The organism is Deltaproteobacteria bacterium (assembly GCA_016208165.1).
In the GTDB taxonomy this organism is placed as follows: Bacteria; Desulfobacterota; Desulfarculia; order JACQYL01; family JACQYL01; genus JACQYL01.
Map to the genome: position 1 here is coordinate 1 of JACQYL010000131.1, position 19,254 is coordinate 19,254.

General features: G+C 54.1%; 21 protein-coding genes and 1 tRNA gene. 2 read left to right on the forward strand and 20 right to left on the reverse strand.

Annotation, left to right across the window (positions count from 1 at the left end; genetic code table 11):
* The coding region (locus HY788_23195; GenBank protein MBI4777049.1) for a hypothetical protein at positions 1-795 on the forward strand (795 nt) is incomplete at its 5' end.
* Positions 796-915: 120 nt separating this feature from the next.
* Positions 916-1,722 (forward strand): hypothetical protein, encoded by an 807-nt coding sequence (locus HY788_23200; GenBank protein ID MBI4777050.1) that lies wholly within the window; start codon positions 916-918, stop codon positions 1,720-1,722.
* Between the two features lie 157 nt (positions 1,723-1,879).
* Here HY788_23200 and HY788_23205 read toward each other — a convergent pair whose 3' ends face one another.
* From HY788_23205 to HY788_23300, 20 genes are all read right to left on the reverse strand, one after another.
* A complete protein-coding gene (locus HY788_23205; GenBank protein MBI4777051.1) occupies positions 1,880-2,428 on the reverse strand; it encodes a bacterioferritin in 549 nt (182 codons plus the stop codon).
* 380 nt (positions 2,429-2,808) lie between these two features.
* Positions 2,809-2,895, reverse strand: a tRNA-Leu gene (locus tag HY788_23210).
* Between the two features lie 40 nt (positions 2,896-2,935).
* Positions 2,936-3,355 (reverse strand): preprotein translocase subunit SecG, encoded by a 420-nt coding sequence (gene secG / locus HY788_23215; protein ID MBI4777052.1) that lies wholly within the window; start codon positions 3,353-3,355, stop codon positions 2,936-2,938.
* 21 nt (positions 3,356-3,376) lie between these two features.
* A complete protein-coding gene (locus tag HY788_23220; protein MBI4777053.1) occupies positions 3,377-4,132 on the reverse strand; it encodes a triose-phosphate isomerase in 756 nt (251 codons plus the stop codon).
* 18 nt (positions 4,133-4,150) lie between these two features.
* Positions 4,151-5,329, reverse strand: a complete 1,179-nt coding sequence (locus tag HY788_23225) for a phosphoglycerate kinase (GenBank protein MBI4777054.1) — start codon at positions 5,327-5,329, stop codon at positions 4,151-4,153.
* 96 nt (positions 5,330-5,425) lie between these two features.
* Positions 5,426-6,433 carry a type I glyceraldehyde-3-phosphate dehydrogenase gene (gene gap / locus HY788_23230; GenBank protein ID MBI4777055.1) on the reverse strand — a complete coding sequence of 336 codons (1,008 nt, stop codon included), beginning with the start codon at positions 6,431-6,433 and terminating at the stop codon, positions 5,426-5,428.
* A gap of 151 nt (positions 6,434-6,584) precedes the next feature.
* A complete protein-coding gene (locus HY788_23235; GenBank protein MBI4777056.1) occupies positions 6,585-7,319 on the reverse strand; it encodes a PTS sugar transporter subunit IIC in 735 nt (244 codons plus the stop codon).
* A 196-nt stretch (positions 7,320-7,515) separates the two neighbouring features.
* Positions 7,516-7,998: a PTS sugar transporter subunit IIB gene (locus HY788_23240; GenBank protein MBI4777057.1), complete on the reverse strand. Its 483-nt coding sequence runs from the start codon at positions 7,996-7,998 to the stop codon at positions 7,516-7,518.
* A gap of 2 nt (positions 7,999-8,000) precedes the next feature.
* Positions 8,001-8,417: a PTS fructose transporter subunit IIA gene (locus tag HY788_23245; GenBank protein MBI4777058.1), complete on the reverse strand. Its 417-nt coding sequence runs from the start codon at positions 8,415-8,417 to the stop codon at positions 8,001-8,003.
* A 6-nt stretch (positions 8,418-8,423) separates the two neighbouring features.
* Positions 8,424-9,290 carry an RNase adapter RapZ gene (rapZ, locus tag HY788_23250; protein ID MBI4777059.1) on the reverse strand — a complete coding sequence of 289 codons (867 nt, stop codon included), beginning with the start codon at positions 9,288-9,290 and terminating at the stop codon, positions 8,424-8,426.
* Positions 9,291-9,489: 199 nt separating this feature from the next.
* Positions 9,490-9,951 (reverse strand): PTS sugar transporter subunit IIA, encoded by a 462-nt coding sequence (locus tag HY788_23255; GenBank protein ID MBI4777060.1) that lies wholly within the window; start codon positions 9,949-9,951, stop codon positions 9,490-9,492.
* A gap of 106 nt (positions 9,952-10,057) precedes the next feature.
* Positions 10,058-10,600, reverse strand: coding sequence for a ribosome-associated translation inhibitor RaiA (gene raiA / locus HY788_23260; protein MBI4777061.1), 543 nt, complete (start codon positions 10,598-10,600; stop codon positions 10,058-10,060).
* A 96-nt stretch (positions 10,601-10,696) separates the two neighbouring features.
* Complete coding sequence (gene rpoN, locus HY788_23265; protein ID MBI4777062.1) at positions 10,697-12,223, reverse strand: RNA polymerase factor sigma-54; 1,527 nt, start codon at positions 12,221-12,223, stop codon at positions 10,697-10,699.
* Entirely contained in the window at positions 12,223-12,945 is a 723-nt protein-coding gene (gene lptB / locus HY788_23270) for an LPS export ABC transporter ATP-binding protein (protein MBI4777063.1), read from the reverse strand. The genes rpoN and lptB overlap by 1 nt, the downstream gene beginning before the upstream one ends.
* Before the next feature lie 5 nt (positions 12,946-12,950).
* Entirely contained in the window at positions 12,951-13,418 is a 468-nt protein-coding gene (locus HY788_23275; protein MBI4777064.1) for a hypothetical protein, read from the reverse strand.
* A 77-nt stretch (positions 13,419-13,495) separates the two neighbouring features.
* Positions 13,496-14,008, reverse strand: coding sequence for an LPS export ABC transporter periplasmic protein LptC (lptC, locus tag HY788_23280; protein ID MBI4777065.1), 513 nt, complete (start codon positions 14,006-14,008; stop codon positions 13,496-13,498).
* Positions 14,009-14,130: 122 nt separating this feature from the next.
* Entirely contained in the window at positions 14,131-14,622 is a 492-nt protein-coding gene (locus HY788_23285; GenBank protein MBI4777066.1) for an HAD-IIIA family hydrolase, read from the reverse strand.
* Between the two features lie 7 nt (positions 14,623-14,629).
* Positions 14,630-15,469: a 3-deoxy-8-phosphooctulonate synthase gene (gene kdsA / locus HY788_23290; protein MBI4777067.1), complete on the reverse strand. Its 840-nt coding sequence runs from the start codon at positions 15,467-15,469 to the stop codon at positions 14,630-14,632.
* Positions 15,466-17,142 (reverse strand): CTP synthase, encoded by a 1,677-nt coding sequence (locus HY788_23295; GenBank protein MBI4777068.1) that lies wholly within the window; start codon positions 17,140-17,142, stop codon positions 15,466-15,468. Before HY788_23295 ends, kdsA begins: the two co-directional genes overlap by 4 nt.
* Before the next feature lie 596 nt (positions 17,143-17,738).
* The gene (locus HY788_23300) at positions 17,739-19,235 is read right to left on the reverse strand and encodes a hypothetical protein (protein MBI4777069.1); all 1,497 of its coding nucleotides are present in this window, start codon (positions 19,233-19,235) and stop codon (positions 17,739-17,741) included.
* Positions 19,236-19,254: the final 19 nt, after the last annotated feature.

Here is a 19,254-nt window from a genome sequence, read left to right on the forward strand (position 1 = left end):
GCGAACACTAACGGCGGTGTCAAGGGAAAAAGTAGCAATATTGGCACTACGTTTTGGGCTTCCGGAAAACCCCACTTTAATGTTTTCAATATGTTACGAGAAGTAAACGACCTTTTTCAGCCTCCAACTGTCAAAGATGAGTTTGATGGTGTAGCTAACTCAAGAATGCTTTTGTTTGATCTGACGGACGACCCCAAGTCGCCTTGTCAGTTTTCAAAACAGGTAAATGGTAACGTTCTGTATGAGCTAGGTATTGCGAATGCGATTCGCGAACCAGAGGATATTCTGCTCATAAGGGAGAGTTCTGTTGCGCAAATACCATTCGACATAAGCGGATTACATATTAATATCTATGAAAGAGATTTAGAGGTAGATTGGTTGCATTTGAAATTGGAAAAAGCATTGAAAGAGCAAGAGTGGTATAAGAGCAAACGTGTTGATGCAGCCGCAAAAGCCATCGATGAAATTGGTCACATGTTTATGTCGAAATTTGGCTATAGACCAAAAGGATTTAATCATTTTAATATAAATGGGTTATCACAGACCGAGAGAATGTCCGTATTTAGGCTGATTGATTTAGGAATTGTTAAATTCGAATCTATTGCTTACGATAATTACACCGAATATGCATATCATTGGACGGAATTTGGTCGTGAGGTAATGAAGCATTTAGGAATAAAACTACTAAGCATGGACGATTTTAAAAAAACAGCAGGTTATGCTGATAGTCTTAAAGCCCGAGATGAATTTAGAAAGAGGAAGGAATTATTAAGCTCAAAAGAGTCGAGTGTTTGAAGTCGTTTTTCTCATCCCTGTGTGCGGTTGAACAACACTGTGGCCCTTGCATTTTGGGGATGTTTGTTTGTTGATGGCCTTTCCCAACCAACTACAAGAAGGCTTGCAAGGAGATAGATCATGCCGGCCATCCGATTCACTCAGGCTTTGCGTGAAGAATACGAGAGATTGTTCAACTCCTGCGCCATCCGGCCCGATCGGATCGTGCTCGTGGAAGAGGCCATCGGCCGATTGCAGGCCCACAGGGCGCGGTATCAGGCGGTGGGAGATCCTCTCGGTATTCCGTGGTTCTTTGTGTCGGTGATTCATAACATGGAGTCGAGTATAGATTTCACGAAGCACCTGCATAACGGCGATCCTCTTACGGCTCGAACGGTGCAGGCGCCGGCCGGAAGGCCGGAAACCGGGAATCCGCCGTTCACTTGGGAGGAAAGCGCAGGCGACGCGCTTTCCATGAAGGGCCTCGGGCAGGGGACGGACTGGAGTCCGGCGGGCGTTCTGTATCAGCTCGAACGATATAACGGGTGGGGCTATCGCCTCTATCACCCACACGTACTGTCTCCCTATCTCTGGAGTTACTCGAATCACTACACGAGCGGCAAGTATGTTGCGGACGGCACCTGGTCCGACACGGCCGCGTCGAGGCAGTGCGGGGCCGCGGTGATCCTCCGGCGTATGGCGGAAATGAATCTGATCGAGTTCCCGGACCAGGTGGTGTCTTCTGAAGACGCCGCCCCTCTGGTCGTCCGGCATTCGATGAAAAAATCCACGGATCCGGCTGTGGTCGCGTCCGCGGAAAACCTCCAGGAATGGCTGAATACATTCGCGGGTATCTTTGTCAAGGTGGACGGCGTACCGGGAGACCGGACGTCCGATGCGTACAAGCGGGTGACGGGTTTCTATCTGCCGGGAGACCCGAGGGCGTGAAGAGGGCTGTTGCCTTTTCGTATCCGTTTACGGGGTATTGGGGGAACGCTTCTGTAGCGTGCATCGAGGGTGCAGCGAATAGATGTTTTGGGGCGGCAGCCGGAAGGAAGGATCAAAACCCGTCCCTCCGGCCGGGTGTACACGATTGAATCATTGGTTACTGGGCCGACTGGCCCCCGGCCCCCATGATAAACCCTTTCGAATAGCCTCCCGTGCTCGAGGGCGTACCTGCAATGCGGGCCAGAAACACGGAGCCCAATTCTTTGATGTGGTTGCGTATGTTGTCGAAATAATTGAAATGCTCCTGCTCTTCATCGATGATCTGTGCAAAGAGCTTCATGGTCGTACTGTCGCCGTTCTCTCTGCACACGAGTAGAAACTGGTTGTACCTGTCGATGGTGTTATCTTCAAGGCCGGAATCCTGTGCAAACATTTGTTCGGGTTTCTGACCTTTCACTACCTTGTCGGCAGGATCCGAGGTGGGTTCGCCGTCCAGTTCCTTAATGCGTTCCGCAAACATCTCCGCGTGCCGCATTTCGTCGATGGCGATCAATTTGACGTTCTTGGCCAGCTCGCCGTAATCCATGCTGTCCAAACCGTAATGCTGGTTCATATACTGGGAAATGGCGTGCAGTTCCATCCCCCTGGCTTCGTTCAATACGCCGATTACCTTGGCTTTCCTTTCTTCACGAGAGCTCTCGTCCATCGTTACGTCCCCTTTCCGGTGTTATGCATGAACTCAAAAAGCTCCATATCCAGACCATTAGAATCTAGGTTCCTAGGCAGAAATGTCAAGATCGGATCGACACCCGAGGCTGAGCATGGATTTAGGGAAGGCTCGATGACGGGAAGGACCGGAGATACGTCTGGGAGGCGGGCTACATCCGTGTCTTGGGCGGTATGCACAGACACCGGGACAGATCTTGCGTCACCTTTGGGATCATGTCTGAGAGCCGTCGGACTCGATACAAGGTCTACTGTGTGGATTCATGCGGCTTGGGCGTGGACCCTCGTGTAGAGGACCCGAACCGCCCCTTGGACACGAAAAAAGGCGCAGCCTCTTCAGGTTACGCCTTATTATACATATGGTGCCGAAGGCGGGATTTGAACCCGCACGGGCGTCGCCCACCACCCCCTCAAGATGGCGTGTCTACCAAATTCCACCACTTCGGCACGAGGTTAAGTACTGCGGTTTTCCGGCATGGAACTCGAATCATTGGCCGGCCGGAGCGCTGGTTCCTCCCTGGCTTTCCGGCGCCGGAGCCGGTTGAGCCTGTGTGGGCTCGGGCTGGGGAGCAGCCTTATCCTCGGGGTTAATGGGCTGAACGGGTTGCTCCGATTGCGGCGCGGCTTGTTCCTCTTGACTTACGGGCGGAGGAGTGGTCTGCATGATGGATTTTTCCGCCTTTGGCGCAGACATCAAAGCCAGGCCCAGGGAGGTGAGCATAAAGACAACGGCCACGATTGTGGTCATTTTGCTGAGGAACGTAGCCGCTCCCCCGCTCCCGAAAATGGTCTGGCTCGAACCGCCGAAGGCCGCGCCCAGATCAGCGCCTTTGCCGCTCTGCAGCAGGATGATCAGAATGATCGCGACACACACAAGTACGTGAATGATACTGATAATGACAACCATGTATTGAACGGGTTCCCTTTGCTAAAAATTCACTATCCCTAGAAAATCCAGGGGGTTCAGGCTGGCTCCTCCCACCAGCAGACCATCGATGTCCGCCTGGGCCATGAGTTTCCCCGCGTTCCCCGGCTTAGCAGAGCCACCATATAATATTCTCGTTTTCGAGGCAACATCTTTATCAAATTTGATCCCCAGTTGATCGCGAATAAGGCGATGTACGCTCTGGGCCTGCTCGGGGGTTGCATTGCGTCCGGTACCGATGGCCCAGACCGGTTCGTAGGCGATCACCACGTTTTCCATCAGCGCTGAGGAGATCCCGGACAGGCCGCCCTCGATCTGCACTTCCAGTACGCCGAACACCCGCTCCGCCTCCCGTTCCTCCAAGGTTTCACCGATGCAGAGGATCGGCCTGAGTTGGTGTTTCAGGGCGCTTTGCATTTTGTGGTTGATCATTTCATCCGTTTCGCCGAACAGATGTCTTCGTTCGGAGTGGCCCAGAATCACGTAGTTCACTCCAAGATCCGTGAGCATGACCGGCGAGACCTCTCCGGTGAACGCTCCCTTATCTTCCCAATGCATGTTTTGGGCGCCGAGGGCCACGTCCGACGTATCCACCAGCCTCGCCACGGCCAGCAGGGATGTGAACGGCGGGGCCACCATGACCTCCACCTTGGACGGACGTTTTCCATTGATGATGTCCCTGACCAAACTTTCGGACTCAGCCACCGATTTGTGCATCTTCCAGTTTCCCGCTATGAGCGGTATCCGTTCGGCCGTCATGTTTCCTCCTAGCAGTCTTCAGGATTCCAGCGCAGCGACGCCCGGCAAGGTTTTTCCTTCCAGAAGGGTAAGGAAGGCTCCGCCGCCCGTAGAGATAAAAGACATGTCCGCTTCTTTTCCCGCTCTGTGGACAGCCAGACCCGTATCACCCCCGCCAATGATGGTCAGGGCGCCGGAATCGGCCACCGCATCCATGACGGCGTATGTCCCCTTGCTGAAGGGCTCGAACTCGAAGGCGCCCATGGGGCCGTTCCAAATGATGGTCCGGGCGCCTTTAAGGGCTTCGCTGAAGAGCAGGGTACTGGCCGGTCCGATGTCCAGAATCATGAAATCCCCGGGGACTTCCTGAACCGCTACGGTTTGTGTGGTCGTATTGACGTCCAACTCCTTGCCCACAACGGCATCCACGGGGACGTAGAACGGCTTTCCCGCTCGCCGGGCCTGTTCCATCAGTTCAGCGGCCTTGGATGTCATATCTTCTTCCACAAGGGAACGACCCGTGGCGAATCCCTGGGCTCGTAAAAACGTATTGGCCATGGCGCCGCCGATGATCAACTTGTCCACGTTCCGGAGCAGATGTTCGAGGAGCTCCAGCTTGTCGGTCACTTTTGCCCCGCCGATGAGGGCCACCAGGGGGCGCTCCGGACGCTCCATGGATCGATGGAAGTAATCCAGTTCCCTTTTCATCAGGAGCCCGGCCGCCTTTTCCTTGAAGAAGCGGGTTACAGCGGAGACCGATGCGTGGGCCCGATGGGAAACCCCGAAGGCGTCGTTGATATATACATCGCACCCCATGGCCAGTTGGCGGGCGAATTCCGGATCGTCATCGGTTTCGCCCGGATGAAAGCGAAGATTCTCGAGGAGCACGACGTCTCCCGGCTTCATTGTGAAAACCACGGCCTGAGTTTCGGCGCCGATACAGTCCGGAGCCAGGGTCACGGAACGTCCGAGAAGCTCGCCCAGACGCTCGGCCACCGGTTTCAGACTGAATTTTGGATCGGGCTTTCCTTTGGGCCGCCCGCCGTGGGAGGCGAGAACCAGCGAGGCGCCCTGCTTGAGGGCGTATTCGAGCGTGGGCAACACCATTCGGATCCTGTTATCGTCCGTGATGTGTCTTTCCTCATCCAAAGGAACATTGAAGTCGGCGCGGATAAACAGTTTCTTTCCGCCGAGTGCGATCTGATCGATGGACTTCACTGAAGTCTCTCCGCTGCAGGTGAAATGCCGTAAAGAGAAACACCGAGGGAGCCCTCGGCGTTCCCTGTGGATCCTTGGTTCAGACGGGCGTCGATATTACAGCGACTTGCCCATGTAAACGGCCAGGTCCACCAAACGGTTGGAATAGCCGTATTCATTGTCGTACCAGGACATGATTTTGACCATTTTCTTGTCAATCACCTTGGTTAACGGCGCATCGACTATGGAAGAATAGGGTGTGGTGTTGAAATCGATGGACACCAGGGGTTCGGTGCTGTACAGCAGGAGGCCTTTCATCGGTCCTTCGGCGGCCGCCTTGAGAGCCCCGTTCACTTCATCCACCGTCACCTCGCGTCTTAACTCGGCAACCAGGTCCACAATGGACACATTGGGAGTGGGAACACGAATGGCAAGGCCGTCCAGTTTTCCCGCCAATTCCGGGATTACCAGCGTTACGGCCTTGGCCGCACCAGTGGTGGTGGGGATCATGGACAAGGCAGCGGCTCTAGATCGACGGGGATCCTTGTGAATGCTATCCATCAATCGTTGATCCATGGTGTAGGAATGCACCGTGGTCATCAGACCGTGGACCACTCCGAAGCTGTCGTTCAGGACCTTGGCGACGGGGGCCAGGCAGTTGGTCGTGCAGGACGCATTCGAAACCACATGATGCTTCGCCGGCTGGTAGGTGTTCTCGTTGACTCCAAGAACGAACGTGGCGTCCACTTCTTTGCCGGGAGCTGAGATGATCACCTTTTTCGCCCCGGCTTCCAGGTGCTTGCCCGCGTCGGAGCGGTCCCGGAACAGGCCCGTGGATTCAATGACGATATCCACCCCCAGCTCTTTCCAGGGCAGGCTGGGTATCTCTTTAATACAAAGGGTCTTGATCTTGCGCCCGTCCACCACGATGGTCTGACCGTCCAGGCGCACGTCTTTGGGCAAGGTGCCATGTACACTGTCGTATTTGAGCAATCGAGCGAGTTCATCCGGCGAAGACATATCATTGGCCGCAATCAGCTCGATGTCATTATGACCCATAACAATAGCCCGCGTCACGTTCCGGCCGATACGGCCGAATCCGTTGATAGCGATTCTTAACCCCATAGTCCCTCTCCATTGTGTCGTTAAAGTTCGTTTATATGTTGGTTCCGATTGGATTATGATCGGAAAGTACAACCAATTTAAAGCCTTTTCAGGACGACGTCAACTGAAAATGGGTCCGCGGGAGGGACCGGCGCACACGTTCGGTCAAACGCTATCGGAGAATATAGATAAACAAGCCAAACGCCAGAATGAGAACGGCCATGTCTTTGAATCCTCGGGCGGAACTCATAACGGAGGCCACGCCCACCAGAGGAACGAGAAAAGCCATGAAATGAAGGGGTTTCAGCAGGAAATGGGGAAGCAAGGGGAATGTGGCGGAAATGAAGCTCAAGCCGGCCAGGCTCGTTACAAACAGAAGAGCGAAGACGGAACCATACGCCAGGCCGAGTCCGCCCCAATTCAGCCGAGCGAGCATTTTCAGTCGGCGAGCCTCAAGAGCCTTTTCGGCCTGCCGGGAGAATCGGCTGTTGGTTTCCTTCAAGCGAAGGTCGACGCGGCGATACAAGTAGGCAACGGGCAGAAATACGGCGAAACCGTACATCAAGTCTGCGTGAGCGAGGGCGGTTTCCGTCTCCAGGCCCAGGATGCCCGTGGACGTGGCGAGTATGGCGAAAGCCGTTTCGTCGGGCGGTGTGGCGCTTCCCATCGGAAGGTGGTGTGTCCATAAGAGTTCCACCGTTACACCTACCAGCAACCCGTCCATGGGATTTCCGAGAAGAACGCCTATAAAGGGAGCGGCTACAATCGGACGGCTTATCATAACCTGAAAGGCATGGGTGCGATCCAACCATAGCAGGGCGCCCAGGGTGCTTAACTTGAGACAGAGCCACAGCAAATCCACGGGGTTCACCTCGGCGTCGGGCGCAACGACGTGTGTTCGATCCATGGGTCCGGGCGCCGGTTTCAACGGAACGTGGACCATCCGGCTTCTTCGGCCAAACGATCCAACGAGTCCGGGTTCCTCAGTTTTTGATACGACAATGAATCCGGCTATTCCAATTCCTGTACATGGAGCGCCGCCTTTCCGGGAGAACACCCATCAGGGGATCCGGGAAAAGCCGATCGGGAGCCCGGCGAAGCCGTCAGCGTATCCGGAGAACGTCTTCGAGAAAAAATGGTTTCTCGTTGGGTACGGCTCGGCATTCCACCTGTACTCCCGACGCCGAAAGCTCTCGCAAACACGTCAAGTCGTTCCGGCTTAGCGCCACGCTGGGAGTCACCTGCCGGCAGCCTTCCTCAAAATGGACGTTGCCCAGGTTGATGGAGGTAAAATGGAGCCCCATGGAAAAGGCCCTTTGCGCACCCTGACAGTCTGAAAACAGCAGCAGGACCCGATTCTTTTCCCATCTGTTTGCGAGCAGTTTCCGGACCAGCGTTTCGACCGTATCGATTTCCAGATGAATTTTGCCGGGAACGGACATACAGAGGATTGTTTTCTGCAGCTCGTTAGAGGCCAGTTGGTCGTCCGCAACCAGCACGCAATCCGATCTGACGTGGGGAACCCAGGTTTCCAACACCTGTCCGTGGATGAGACGACAATCGATGCGGACCAGCACCAAGGACATATCTATTGCTTTTGATTCGGCTTCTGATACAAAACCTTGCTGGCCAGGGAGATGCTGCGGAGTCCGGCTTCCATGGCTTCTTCAGCAAGATTACCGAGGACCATGCCTTCCTTCCGTTGGGAGAGTTTCAGCAACATGGGGAGGTTTGCGCCCGTGATCACTTCCACCTGTCCCTGCTCCAGAAATGAAAGACTCAGATTGGATGGTGTTCCACCCAACATGTCCACCAGAATGATAACGCCGTCACCATCATCCACCGAGCGTATGGCTTCTTGGATCTGAGACCGAAGGGATTCCACGCTCTGGCCGGGATCCAGACTCAGACTGCGGGATTGCGCAAGTCTTCCGACGATAAATTCAGCGGTCTTGATAAGCTCTTCTCCTAAGCGAGAGTGAGTTACCAGCAATACACCAATCATGCTTATCTACTCCCTGTCGATGTCCCGATGTTTCAAGAATACGCCGACTCTGTTTCGCTCGAGGAACTCAGCCAATGCCTCGGCTACGGCGACGCTGCGATGGCGTCCTCCGGTGCACCCCACGGCTATCGTGAGATACGATTTCCCCTCTCTACGGTAAAGAGGAATCAGGGTCAACAGCAGGTCGGAAAATTTTTCGAGGAACGTGTGGGTCTCTTTCTGTTCCATTACGAAAGCGAACACCTCGGCATCACGTCCGGTTTTAGGTTTCAAATCGGGTATGAAGAAAGGATTGGGCAGAAAACGCACGTCCATGACCAGGTCGGCTTCGGATGGGATTCCGAACTTATAGCCGAATGACAGGAGATCGATGCGCATACGTTCCTCGGACGGAGCGCCTGTAAAATGAAGAATGATGATTTCGCGGAGTTCATGAATGGTAAGGTGGGTGGTGTCGATGATGCGATCGGCCGTCTTGCGAAGGTCACCCAGCAGCTCCCGTTCCCGGCGAATGTTGTCGGCCAGGGAACCGGGGAATCCCAGAGGATGCTGCCGGCGGGTTTGACTGTATCGGCGGATCAGACATTCGTCCGAGGCTTCCAGGAACAAAATCTGGATATTGTAGCCTTGTACCCGCAGGCTTTCGAAGGTTTTATGATATCGGACGGAAAACTCTTTCTCGCGCAAATCCATGACCAGCGCAAGTTTGAGTTCTTCCTTGGTGAATTCGGTCTTCAGATCGAGAAGTTTCGGTAAGAGGACCAAAGGGAGGTTATCGATGCAGAAAAAACCGGAATCTTCCAATGCCTTGATGGCCGTGCTTTTTCCGGAACCTGAAAGCCCTGTGATGATGACAATCGGGGTACTGTTCATATGAACTCAGCTCGCCGGCGAACATTGGCATCCAGGAATCACAATCGATTTGCTCTGACACCGTTGAAGAAAGCGATTCTGCTATCTCTCCTTGACATAAAGACTGGATGAAGTGGTTGGCACATCCAAACCATAGGTCGGTACTCAGCTAAGGGCGCGAACTCCAACCGTCCGAAACAGTTGGGAATGGTCCAACCGGCTACAATTCCCGATCCCGATTCTTGATGAGCTTAAAGATATCCTCTCCTGACGAAGCCCGCATCAGGCCGGTCCGAAACTCTTTCTCTTTTAACATCTTCGATATCTTGGCCAGCAGTTTCAAATGCACCCCGGTCGAGTTCTCGGGCGCCAGCAATACGAAAAAAAGATTGGCGGGCTTTCCATCGAGGCTGTCGAAATCGACGCCTTGGGCACTTCGTCCAAAGGAGACGAGCAGCCGGTCGATTCCCTTGACTTTACCATGAGGTATGGCGACCCCGTTTCCGATGCCCGTGCTGCCCAGTCGCTCTCTTTCAGTCAGCACGTTGAACATCACCTCCTCCGTTACGTTCGTCTTGGGATCGACCAGAACGCTCACAAGCTCTCGTAGAACCGACTCTTTATCCCTGCAGGTCAGATGGGAGATAATATGTTGTTCTGTTAATAAATCGGTCAAGTTCATTAATGGTCCTTAAAAGACTCCAAAGACTTCCTGCCCGAAGAAATGGTTTGGGCGGCGAAAAAGCACCACCCACGCCGCCCGATAAGTGGTACAGCAGCAGCTGTATTTAGGGTTTCTCAGGCTGTATCAATCCGTAGTGTCCGTCTCTACGCCTGTAGATCACGTTGATCTGTTGCGTCTCGGAATTGGTAAACACCAAAAAATCATGATCTACAAGTTCCAGCTGCATTACCGCCTCATCGACGTCCATCGGCTTGGCAAATTCACTTTGCGTTTCAATAATTCGCATGCCTTCATCGTCGTCGGACTCAGCAGATATGACATTCATTGTATATTCTAAGGAAGGCTCCTTTTGAGGGCTCTTTCGATTGCGAAGTTTACCTCTGTATTTCTTTACCTGACGTTCGATCTTGTCCATAACCATGTCGATCGCCGAATACAGATCGCCGGTTTCTTCCTGCCCGTTAATTTTGTATCCATTAAACAGTATGGTAACGTCTGCAATATGTCGGAACTTCTCAACCATTAGTACAACGTTGGCCTCACAAGAGGTATCGATGTACTTATTGACGCGATTGACACGATCCACGGCGTATTGCCGAATGCTATCCGAAGGATCCACATGTCTAAAAGTGACATTTACCTGCATATGAACGTTCCTCCCTGTAAAACTTGAGGATAGGATTACCAGCTCCAAGAAAGGACGGCCACACCAACACCCATTAGCCGGGCTTTTGAGGCCTGCTCACTCTACGTCATCCGTCGATGTCTTCCTGGAGTTCCTGTTAGCGTTAAAATAGGGGTCTTTCCGCTTGCTGGACGGCAAAATTCCCATAGCTTCCCGATACTTGGCTACGGTTCGTCTGGCGATGTTAATGCTTTCCTCTCCTAACACTTCCACAATCTTCTTGTCGCTGTAAGGTCGGGTCGGATCTTCACCGTGAACGATCTGACGGATTTTGGCTTTGACGCTTTCCGATGCCATGGAATCTCCGTCCGAGCGTCCAATGGCGCTGTTGAAAAAGAACTTGAGACTGAGAGTTCCTTGTGGAGTGTGCGCGTACTTGTTGGTGGTGACTCGGCTGATGGTGGATTCGTGCATCTGGATGTCTTCGGCCACGTCCTTCAAGATCAACGGCTTGAGATGGGAAATCCCATGCTCAAAAAATTCCTTCTGAAATTTCAAGATGCTTTCGGTCACCTTGTAGATGGTTCGCTGTCTCTGGTGTATGCTCCTGATCAACCACATGGCGGATCGGAGTTTTTCCTGGATGTAGTGTTTGGCCTCGGCGCCGACGTCCTGGGATCCGCTGAGGGCTTCTTTGTAAAGGTTGTTGATTTTGAGCCTGGGCAAGCCGTCTTCGTTCAACGTAATCAGGAAGCCGTCCTCCTCCTTGTAGATGTATATGTCCGGCGTGATATAACGGGGCGGTTCGGTATGATAGAGCCGTCCGGGTCGGGGCTCCAGATTGACTATAATCTTCACCGCTTCCAGGATGTCGTCGATCGAGCATCCCAGCCTCCTGCTCAAGAGCGCATAGTTCTTGTTTTCGAGAAGGCCCAGGTGGTCGGATACAATCTCCGTCACGATGTGGTTATCGAGATCCAACGCCCGGATTTGAATCAGCAGACACTCCCGAACGTTCCGTGCGGCAACACCCGGCGGATCGAACTCCTGGACCCGCTCGAGCACTCTTTCCACCAACTCGGGATCCTTCCCCGAACTGGACGCTATTTCCTCCACCGATGAGGTCAGGTACCCGTCCTCGTTGAGATTGAGAACGATCTCGCTGCCAATGGCGACCTCCTCTTCGGAAAAATCCATCAGCCGAAGTTGCCACATGAGATGGTCCGTCAGATCTTCCTCCTTGGTCAGGAAATTCTCGAAGGAGGGAGTTTCTCTTGCTTCCGACTCGTAGCGGACCCGGCCGGCCTGCGAGCTGGTGTACACTTCCCAGTTGAAATCATCACCGGCGCGTCCGTCGTCCGGGGTTTCGGTTTCCCGATCGACGTTCTCGACCGGATAGGACGCATCGAGGGCCTGGGCGGAGTCCATTTCAGGGGTGGCGGCCTCAGCGGGTTCGACCTCGGCCCCGGTGAGTTCCATGTCTACGGTGGAATCATCGAGCAGTGGGTTGATCTCCATCTCTTCCCGGATCGTGTCGATGAGTTCCAGGCGAGACAGTTGTAGGAGCTTGATCGTTTGCTGCAGCTGAGGCGTCATGATCAGTTGCTGCGTCAGCTTCAAGCTCTGTCTGAGTTCCATGGCCATTAAAGTCTGAACCTTTCCCCGAGGTAAATCTTGCGCGCTTTTTCGCTTTGAGCGATTACGGAAGGGGTTCCTTCTTCCAACAACCGTCCTTTATTCAAAATATAAGCACGATCACAGACGTTCAAAGTCTCCCGAACATTGTGATCTGAAATCAGCACTCCGATGCCCTTTTCTCTGAGTCGTCGGACTATATTCTGTATATCGGATATGGCCAAGGGATCAATGCCCGCAAACGGCTCGTCGAGCAGAATGAAGGAGGGTGAGGTCACCAAGGCCCGCGCGATTTCAACCCTTCTTCGCTCCCCCCCTGAAAGAGAGGCTGCTTTATTTTTGGCCAAGTGAAGCACTCCCAACTCGCTCAGCAATTCACTCAGCCGGTCCTCCTGTTCGCTTCGGCTCAACTTGAGTGTCTCAAGTATCGCCAGCAGGTTCTCCTCGACGGTCATTTTTCGAAAGACGGACGCTTCCTGCGGCAAATAACTGATCCCATGTCTTGCGCGCAGGTACATCGGCCAGTTGGTAATGTCCTCCGATCTCAAAAACACGGAACCTGAATCGGGTCTGGCAATCCCCACAATCATATAAAACGTAGTTGTCTTGCCCGCCCCGTTGGGTCCCAGAAGCCCGACGATCTCTCCTTCGTGTACTTTCAGGTCGACCTGGTCCGCCACTACCCGCCGCCGGTAGGATTTGACCAGTTGTTTCGTTTCCAGTTTGGACACTAGTTTCAATGGGTACCGCCGGGAAAGATAACCGCTTCCACGGGACTATCGGCTCCACCTTCGACCAGGAATCGTTTCTGATCCAGGAAAACGACGATCTTCGAGCCCTGAACATGCTGCAGTCCTTGTTTAAGCTTCGGGTTCCCGGTGATAATGATCTTTCGTTCGTTATGGTAATAATGAGCGACGTCACCCCTGACTTCGCGATCTCCCTGATTTAGAAGAACTCCGCCTCTGGCTATGATCTCCTTGATATCCTCGGGTCCCATTTGTGTATCTCCGCTTGAAACCTGATAAAGAACATCCATCTCCTGACACTGAATAACCATATCGTCCTGTACGGCCTTGACGTTTCCTTTGAAGGTCACCTTGCCGCCGGTGTGGTCCAACTCGAGTGTTCGGGAGGTAATCGTAACCGGACTTTTGCTTCCACCCTGCTCCGCTGCCGGAAACGCGGCTCCGCATATCGCCATAACGAGAAAAAAAGCGGCCAGAGCGCCTGCCGACAGTACCGAACGACCCCCCTCAAAGACCAGGTGTTTCTTGATACCTATCGGACGGTTTGAGGAAATATCTTAGCCTCCACATTGTCTTCCAAAAGAAATCTCCTTTGGTCTACCTGAGCGCGCATACCCTTACCCTTCAGCAGGCACTGCCGGGATCGGATACGAACTTCCCCGGGTGTCCAGATCTCCTTGGACGTATCGTCGTAGAACATCTGGTCTGTTTCCAGCCGGACCCGGTCCCCTAAGTCCACGTTTACGTCGCCGTGGACCGAAATCGACCGGTCCTTGAGGTTCATTTCCCCGGTTTCGCCTGTAAGGTGTAATTCTTGCTGATCCTGCAAGTAATAGATAAAATGGACCTGCTTAAACGTGGTGACGTCCTGAGACTTGATGTATGCGGCCTGTTGTGCGATCAATCGCCACTCGTTTTCTCCGTCCTTGGTCTGAACGTATTCGATGTCCTCCAGACTCAAAAGCGGTTTACCGCGACTCGTTTCCGGCGCGGCAATTTCATGCCTTGTCGAAGCCGGTCCCGCGTGCAACAGGATAAAATACATAGCAGTTCCAGCTATTGCCGCGATCGCCAGAACAGGCCACAACTTCCCTCTAGTCATCGTAAGTTCAGTATAATCCACGCAGAAAATACATGTAAAGCAGTTTATAGAGACGCTTCGTCCCTCTAATAGGGCCACATGCTGCGTGCTTTCAGAATAAGCTCGCAGACTTCGCGTACGGCCCCACGTCCTCCCGGATTCCGTGTTTTATAGTGCACCCGCTGATTCAGATCGGACGCGCAATCGGCCACCGCAACAGCCAGTCCCACCTTCTCCAGAAGCGGAATGTCAGGAACATCGTCTCCGACAAAAGCCCAGTCCGCAGGCGAAGTTCTCGAAGTTGACGCCATCTCCTCAAACACCTGGACCTTGTCCTTAACCCCCTGATATACAAACGAAATACCCAGTTCTTTAGCCCGGCGGGTAACCGCTTTCGAGTCGCGTCCCGATATGATGGCCACCAATAGACCCGCCTGCTTCAGCTTCTTCAATCCGAACCCGTCATGAACGTTAAAGGCTTTGAACTCTTCTCCGCGTGGACCGATCCAGATGGTGCCGTCCGTAAGGGTGCCGTCCACGTCCAGTACGAGTCCTTTGACGCGGGCCGCCTTTTCCATGACGTCCTCAGGCACGTCGGATTTGAGAGCTGTTGGCCGCATGGTGGATTTTCAATAAGTGATCGAGCAAGTCATGGACTTCATCCAGAACAAGCGAGTTCGCCCCATCGCACAGTGCCCGGTCCGGGTCCGGGTGGACCTCGAAAAACAGACCGTCGACACCGGCGGCCACGGCTCCTCTCGCCAAAACGGGTACAAACTCACGACGGCCGACCGTGCAACCGTCTCCGGCCCCCGGCATCTGGACGCTATGAGTTGCGTCGAAAATAACGGGATATCCCAAAGTACGCATGACATACAGCGAAGGGAGATCCACTACCAGCCGATGGTAGCCGAAACACGTGCCGCGCTCTGTGAATAGGATCTGATGATTGCCCACGGATTCGGCTTTCCTGGCCACGTGAATCATGTCCTCGGGGGCCATGAATTGCCCCTTCTTGATGTTAAGGGGTTTGCCGGTCCGCGCCGCGGCTACCACAAGATCCGTCTGCCGGCACAAAAACGCCGGGATCTGTATCAGGTCCAACACCTCCGCAGCAGGTTCCACCTGCGACAAATGGTGCACGTCCGACGTTACGCACATTCCCAATTCAACTCGGATTCTCTGCAGAATCTTGAGACCTTCCTCGAATCCGGGACCCCGAAAGGAATCGATGGAGGTCCGATTGGCCTTGTCGTAAGAGGCTTTGAAGATGACCGGAATATCGAGCGCCGTGGAAATCGCCCGCACTTCGCGAGCGATCGCCAGGGTGAAGCCCTCGTCTTCCATGACACACGGTCCCAGTATGAATACAGGTGGGTGATTTCCGCCCACGATGATGGGCCCGATTTGAATCGCTCCGGTCATGCTTCCGCGGGCTTCCTTTCCTTGTATTTCAAGGCGGCTTCGACAAACGCCTTGAATAAAGGGTGGGGATTCATGGGACGGGACTTGAATTCCGGATGGAATTGGCACCCGAGAAACCAGGGATGATCTTCCATTTCGACGATCTCGACCAGCTGCTTGTCCCGAGAGAGGCCCGAAAAACGCAGTCCCGCCTGTTCGAGGGCTTGTCGAAATTCGTTGTTAAACTCGAAACGGTGGCGATGGCGCTCCGAAATCTCACGAGTTCGATACGCTGCAATGGCATGGGTCTTGTCCTCCAGCACGCACGGGTAGGCCCCCAGACGCATGGTCCCGCCCTTGTCCGAATGTTCGTCGCGACGCACCGTGGCGTTCTGCTGATAATCGAACCATTCCGTCATCAGATAGATGACCGGATAGGGGGTGTCCTTATCGAATTCCGTGCTGTTGGCTCCCGGCATGTTGGCCACGTTCCGGGCGAATTCCACGACGGCCATCTGCATACCCAGACATAATCCCAGAAACGGAATCTTGTTTTCTCTGGCATAGCGGATGGCCCGTATTTTACCTTCGATTCCACGTGAGCCGAAGCCTCCCGGAACCAGGATTCCGTCCGACTCCATCAATGTCTGGAGAGCCCGGTTGTCCTCCCCTTCACGCTTCTCGAGCATTTCCGAGTCAATGAACTCCAGACGAACCTTTGCATTATTGCCGACCCCTCCGTGCATAAGCGCTTCGTTCAAGCTCTTGTAGGATTCTCTCAGGTGGATGTACTTGCCCACGATGCCGATGGTTACCGATCGCTCCGGGTGCTTGATGGTGTGAACCAGATTCACCCACTCTTCGAGGCGCGGCGCCCGGGTCCAGATATTCAGGATTTCGACGACTCGATCGTCCAGCCCTTCCTGGTGGAAGATAAGGGGGACCTCGTAGATGCTTTCCACGTCTTTGGCCGTGATGACGGCTTCCGTAGGCACATTACAGAACAGGGCAATCTTGGCTTTGATGTCCTCCGAGAGATCCATCTCCGTGCGGCACAGCAAAATGTCGGGTTGAATGCCGATGCTTCGCAGCTCTTTCACACTGTGTTGCGTGGGTTTGGTCTTCAATTCCCCGGAGGTCTTGATGTAGGGCACCAGGGTCAAGTGGATGTAGCATACATTGCTCTTGCCGAGGTCGGCCCGGAACTGCCGTATGGCCTCCAGAAACGGCAGGCTCTCGATGTCTCCCACCGTGCCGCCGATCTCGATAATAGCCACATCCACTCCATCTCCGACGCCAAGCACGCTTCTCTTGATTTCATCGGTAATATGGGGAATTACCTGGACCGTCCCGCCCAAATACTCGCCCCGTCGTTCCTTGGTGATGACGGAGTAATAAATCCGACCCGTGGTATAATTGTTCCCTCGCGTCAGTTTGGCGTGGGTGTACCTTTCATAATGGCCCAGGTCCAGATCCGTTTCGGCTCCGTCATCGGTAACGAATACCTCACCGTGTTGGAATGGGTTCATGGTGCCGGGGTCCACATTGATATAGGGGTCCAGCTTTTGCAGCGTTATCTTCAATCCCCTGCTCTCGAGCAGAGCCCCGATGGAGGCTGCGGCAAGCCCTTTACCCAGGCTTGACAGTACGCCCCCGGTGACGAAGATGAACTTGGTGTGGGTTCTATTTGTCATAACTCCTCTAATTTTAAGGATATTTTTGCGGTTAAGACCTAGTGAAAGTTATCGCTTTTCCGCTGGAAAGTCAAGGCTGGATATGGCCGGATGTGGAAAGTGTTGCCGTCAGATCAGAGTGTGCGGGCATTTTGACGGTAGAAATGCTCGATCCTTGCATCCGGCGCGAGGCCGAACCCATAGGGATCCTTGCCGAAAGTCGGCGCTGCCTTTTGATGGTTGACGCTCCGGAAGCGGTCCCTTCGGTGTGATACTGAAACCATGTTGAAATACAACCTTGTGTATCCGCCCTTCCACTCCCCGACGGCCTGTAGCCCGTTTGTTGGGTTAGCGAGCAGCGCGAGCGTAACCCAATTTCTCCTATGACACGAGGTTCAGCCTTGAATTGTTGGGTTTCGCGTTGCTCAACCCAACCTACTTTCCATCCATGCCCGCAACAATCCGAAGGGGTTCAGCCTATGTCGCGTGGGTCTCGTAGGTTGGGTTAGCGAGCAACACGAGCGTAACCCAACATATTGAATTTGTTAGGTTTACCTGCGATAGACCCAACCTTTTCCCCGGTCCGGGGGCGCAGGTGACGATGATTTCGGCTACGACTATTCCAACAGTTCGGCTATGTTTCGGTTTTCTCGGGCATCGTGCGTAAGCCGAACGGCCCGGCCCACCTGATTTTCGGTACATAGACGCCGGAACATATCCGGATCGGGCGGCGTGTTGGCGACGAACCGCTTACCGGCCTCCGTTTTTCCGTATACAATGGCGTAAAGAGGGGATCCGTCCCTGGAAAACGGGATGGAATACGTATCGATCATCCCCTTACCCCGAGGAGTGGGATCCGCTTCCACCGGGTCGGCTCCTGCAAGAAAGGCTTTATCGTCCTCGAGATCGTGCGTATCCAACGCGGTATCCGGAGGCTCGGCCCCATAAACACCGGCGGCATGCTTGTGCATGAACCACCCCAGCGCTGTAACCATGCCGTTTTCCTTTCTGCCGGAGGCAATTTCCTCCGCCAGGGAGGCAATGGCGTGGGTGGTGTAATTGTTGGCCGGTGCTCCGAAAAAACCCAGGCCGCCTGTCAGCGTCTGGGGGCGTGGGTCTGTGGGAGAAATCCCGATCATGCGTCTCGCCATGGTCACCGCGCACGGAAAACAGCTATACAGATCGAAACACCGGATTTCGTCGATGCTTAACCTGCTTCGGTTCAAGGCTTTCTCGGCGGCCGCCTTCATGGGAGGACTGGTGGTGAAATTGGTTTTGTGTATGAAAAACCGTTGGCGGTCTTCCGCATATCCGCCGCCCATGAAGTATACGGTATTTCGGCCCCCCGGCGCCGTACGGCGCGCCTTTTCCTCGCTCATCAGCAGGATCGCGGAGCCCAGGTCGGCGGTGAGGAGCGAGGTCATATACAGGGTGTACGGGAAAACGATGTAGCGATTCGTGGGACCGGGCGTGACGATCTCCCGACCGGTCAAGGGCGTCTGTGTCCAGGCATATGGGTTGTTGACCGCCGCCTCGTTGAATTCCGCCCACGAGGTTCCCACTTTTGCGAAATATGCTTCCTTGTCCAGTCCGGATTCAGCCCAAAAGGCCGTTTCGTACAGGGGAAATCCGTGGATGGGGAGGGTCAATCCGTGGGATTCCTCGAGCTTCGTGGACCCTATCATGTCATCGGTTATCTCTTGATCGGCCGGGCCCAGCAATCGATTCTGACTTCCACATGCCGCCTTGGATCGAGGGTAAAAGGTTTCCGCCCCGGAGATGAGCACACTGTCCAGTTCGCCCCGCGCGATCATTCCCGCGGCCTTGTTGACCAGCGACTGCGGGCTGTTCCCTCCGATCTTGCTCACGAATTTGAAGCGTGAGGAAGCTCCCAATTCCCGCGCCAGCAAGTCGGCGGAGTTCGGATAACAACAGCTCATGATCCGGGGCGTCATGATACCATCTATTTTTTCAACTAGTTCCCTGTCGCCCGCGAGGTCTCCCGCCAGCAGAGAACACTCGCGCATCAGGCCCACGGGCTCCAAAAGGCGCTCCTTTTGCTCTTTCCGCTGAGTAATCTGTCCCCATCCGGCTACTACGACTCTGCGACCCAATTCGATGGCTCCTCTTGCA

Bases quoted from the DNA above. Each gene is read 5' to 3' on its own strand.
- HY788_23200 (MBI4777050.1), top strand. From the start codon at position 916: ATGCCGGCCATCCGATTCACTCAGGCTTTGCGTGAAGAATACGAGAGA.
- HY788_23205 (MBI4777051.1), bottom strand. From the start codon at position 2,428: ATGGACGAGAGCTCTCGTGAAGAAAGGAAAGCCAAGGTAATCGGCGTA.
- secG (MBI4777052.1), bottom strand. From the start codon at position 3,355: ATGGTTGTCATTATCAGTATCATTCACGTACTTGTGTGTGTCGCGATC.
- HY788_23220 (MBI4777053.1), bottom strand. From the start codon at position 4,132: ATGACGGCCGAACGGATACCGCTCATAGCGGGAAACTGGAAGATGCAC.
- gap (MBI4777055.1), bottom strand. From the start codon at position 6,433: ATGGGGTTAAGAATCGCTATCAACGGATTCGGCCGTATCGGCCGGAAC.
- HY788_23235 (MBI4777056.1), bottom strand. From the start codon at position 7,319: ATGGATCGAACACACGTCGTTGCGCCCGACGCCGAGGTGAACCCCGTG.
- HY788_23240 (MBI4777057.1), bottom strand. From the start codon at position 7,998: ATGTCCTTGGTGCTGGTCCGCATCGATTGTCGTCTCATCCACGGACAG.
- HY788_23245 (MBI4777058.1), bottom strand. From the start codon at position 8,417: ATGATTGGTGTATTGCTGGTAACTCACTCTCGCTTAGGAGAAGAGCTT.
- rapZ (MBI4777059.1), bottom strand. From the start codon at position 9,290: ATGAACAGTACCCCGATTGTCATCATCACAGGGCTTTCAGGTTCCGGA.
- HY788_23255 (MBI4777060.1), bottom strand. From the start codon at position 9,951: ATGAACTTGACCGATTTATTAACAGAACAACATATTATCTCCCATCTG.
- raiA (MBI4777061.1), bottom strand. From the start codon at position 10,600: ATGCAGGTAAATGTCACTTTTAGACATGTGGATCCTTCGGATAGCATT.
- rpoN (MBI4777062.1), bottom strand. From the start codon at position 12,223: ATGGCCATGGAACTCAGACAGAGCTTGAAGCTGACGCAGCAACTGATC.
- HY788_23275 (MBI4777064.1), bottom strand. From the start codon at position 13,418: ATGGCGATATGCGGAGCCGCGTTTCCGGCAGCGGAGCAGGGTGGAAGC.
- lptC (MBI4777065.1), bottom strand. From the start codon at position 14,008: ATGTATTTTATCCTGTTGCACGCGGGACCGGCTTCGACAAGGCATGAA.
- HY788_23285 (MBI4777066.1), bottom strand. From the start codon at position 14,622: ATGGAAAAGGCGGCCCGCGTCAAAGGACTCGTACTGGACGTGGACGGC.
- kdsA (MBI4777067.1), bottom strand. From the start codon at position 15,469: ATGACCGGAGCGATTCAAATCGGGCCCATCATCGTGGGCGGAAATCAC.
- HY788_23295 (MBI4777068.1), bottom strand. From the start codon at position 17,142: ATGACAAATAGAACCCACACCAAGTTCATCTTCGTCACCGGGGGCGTA.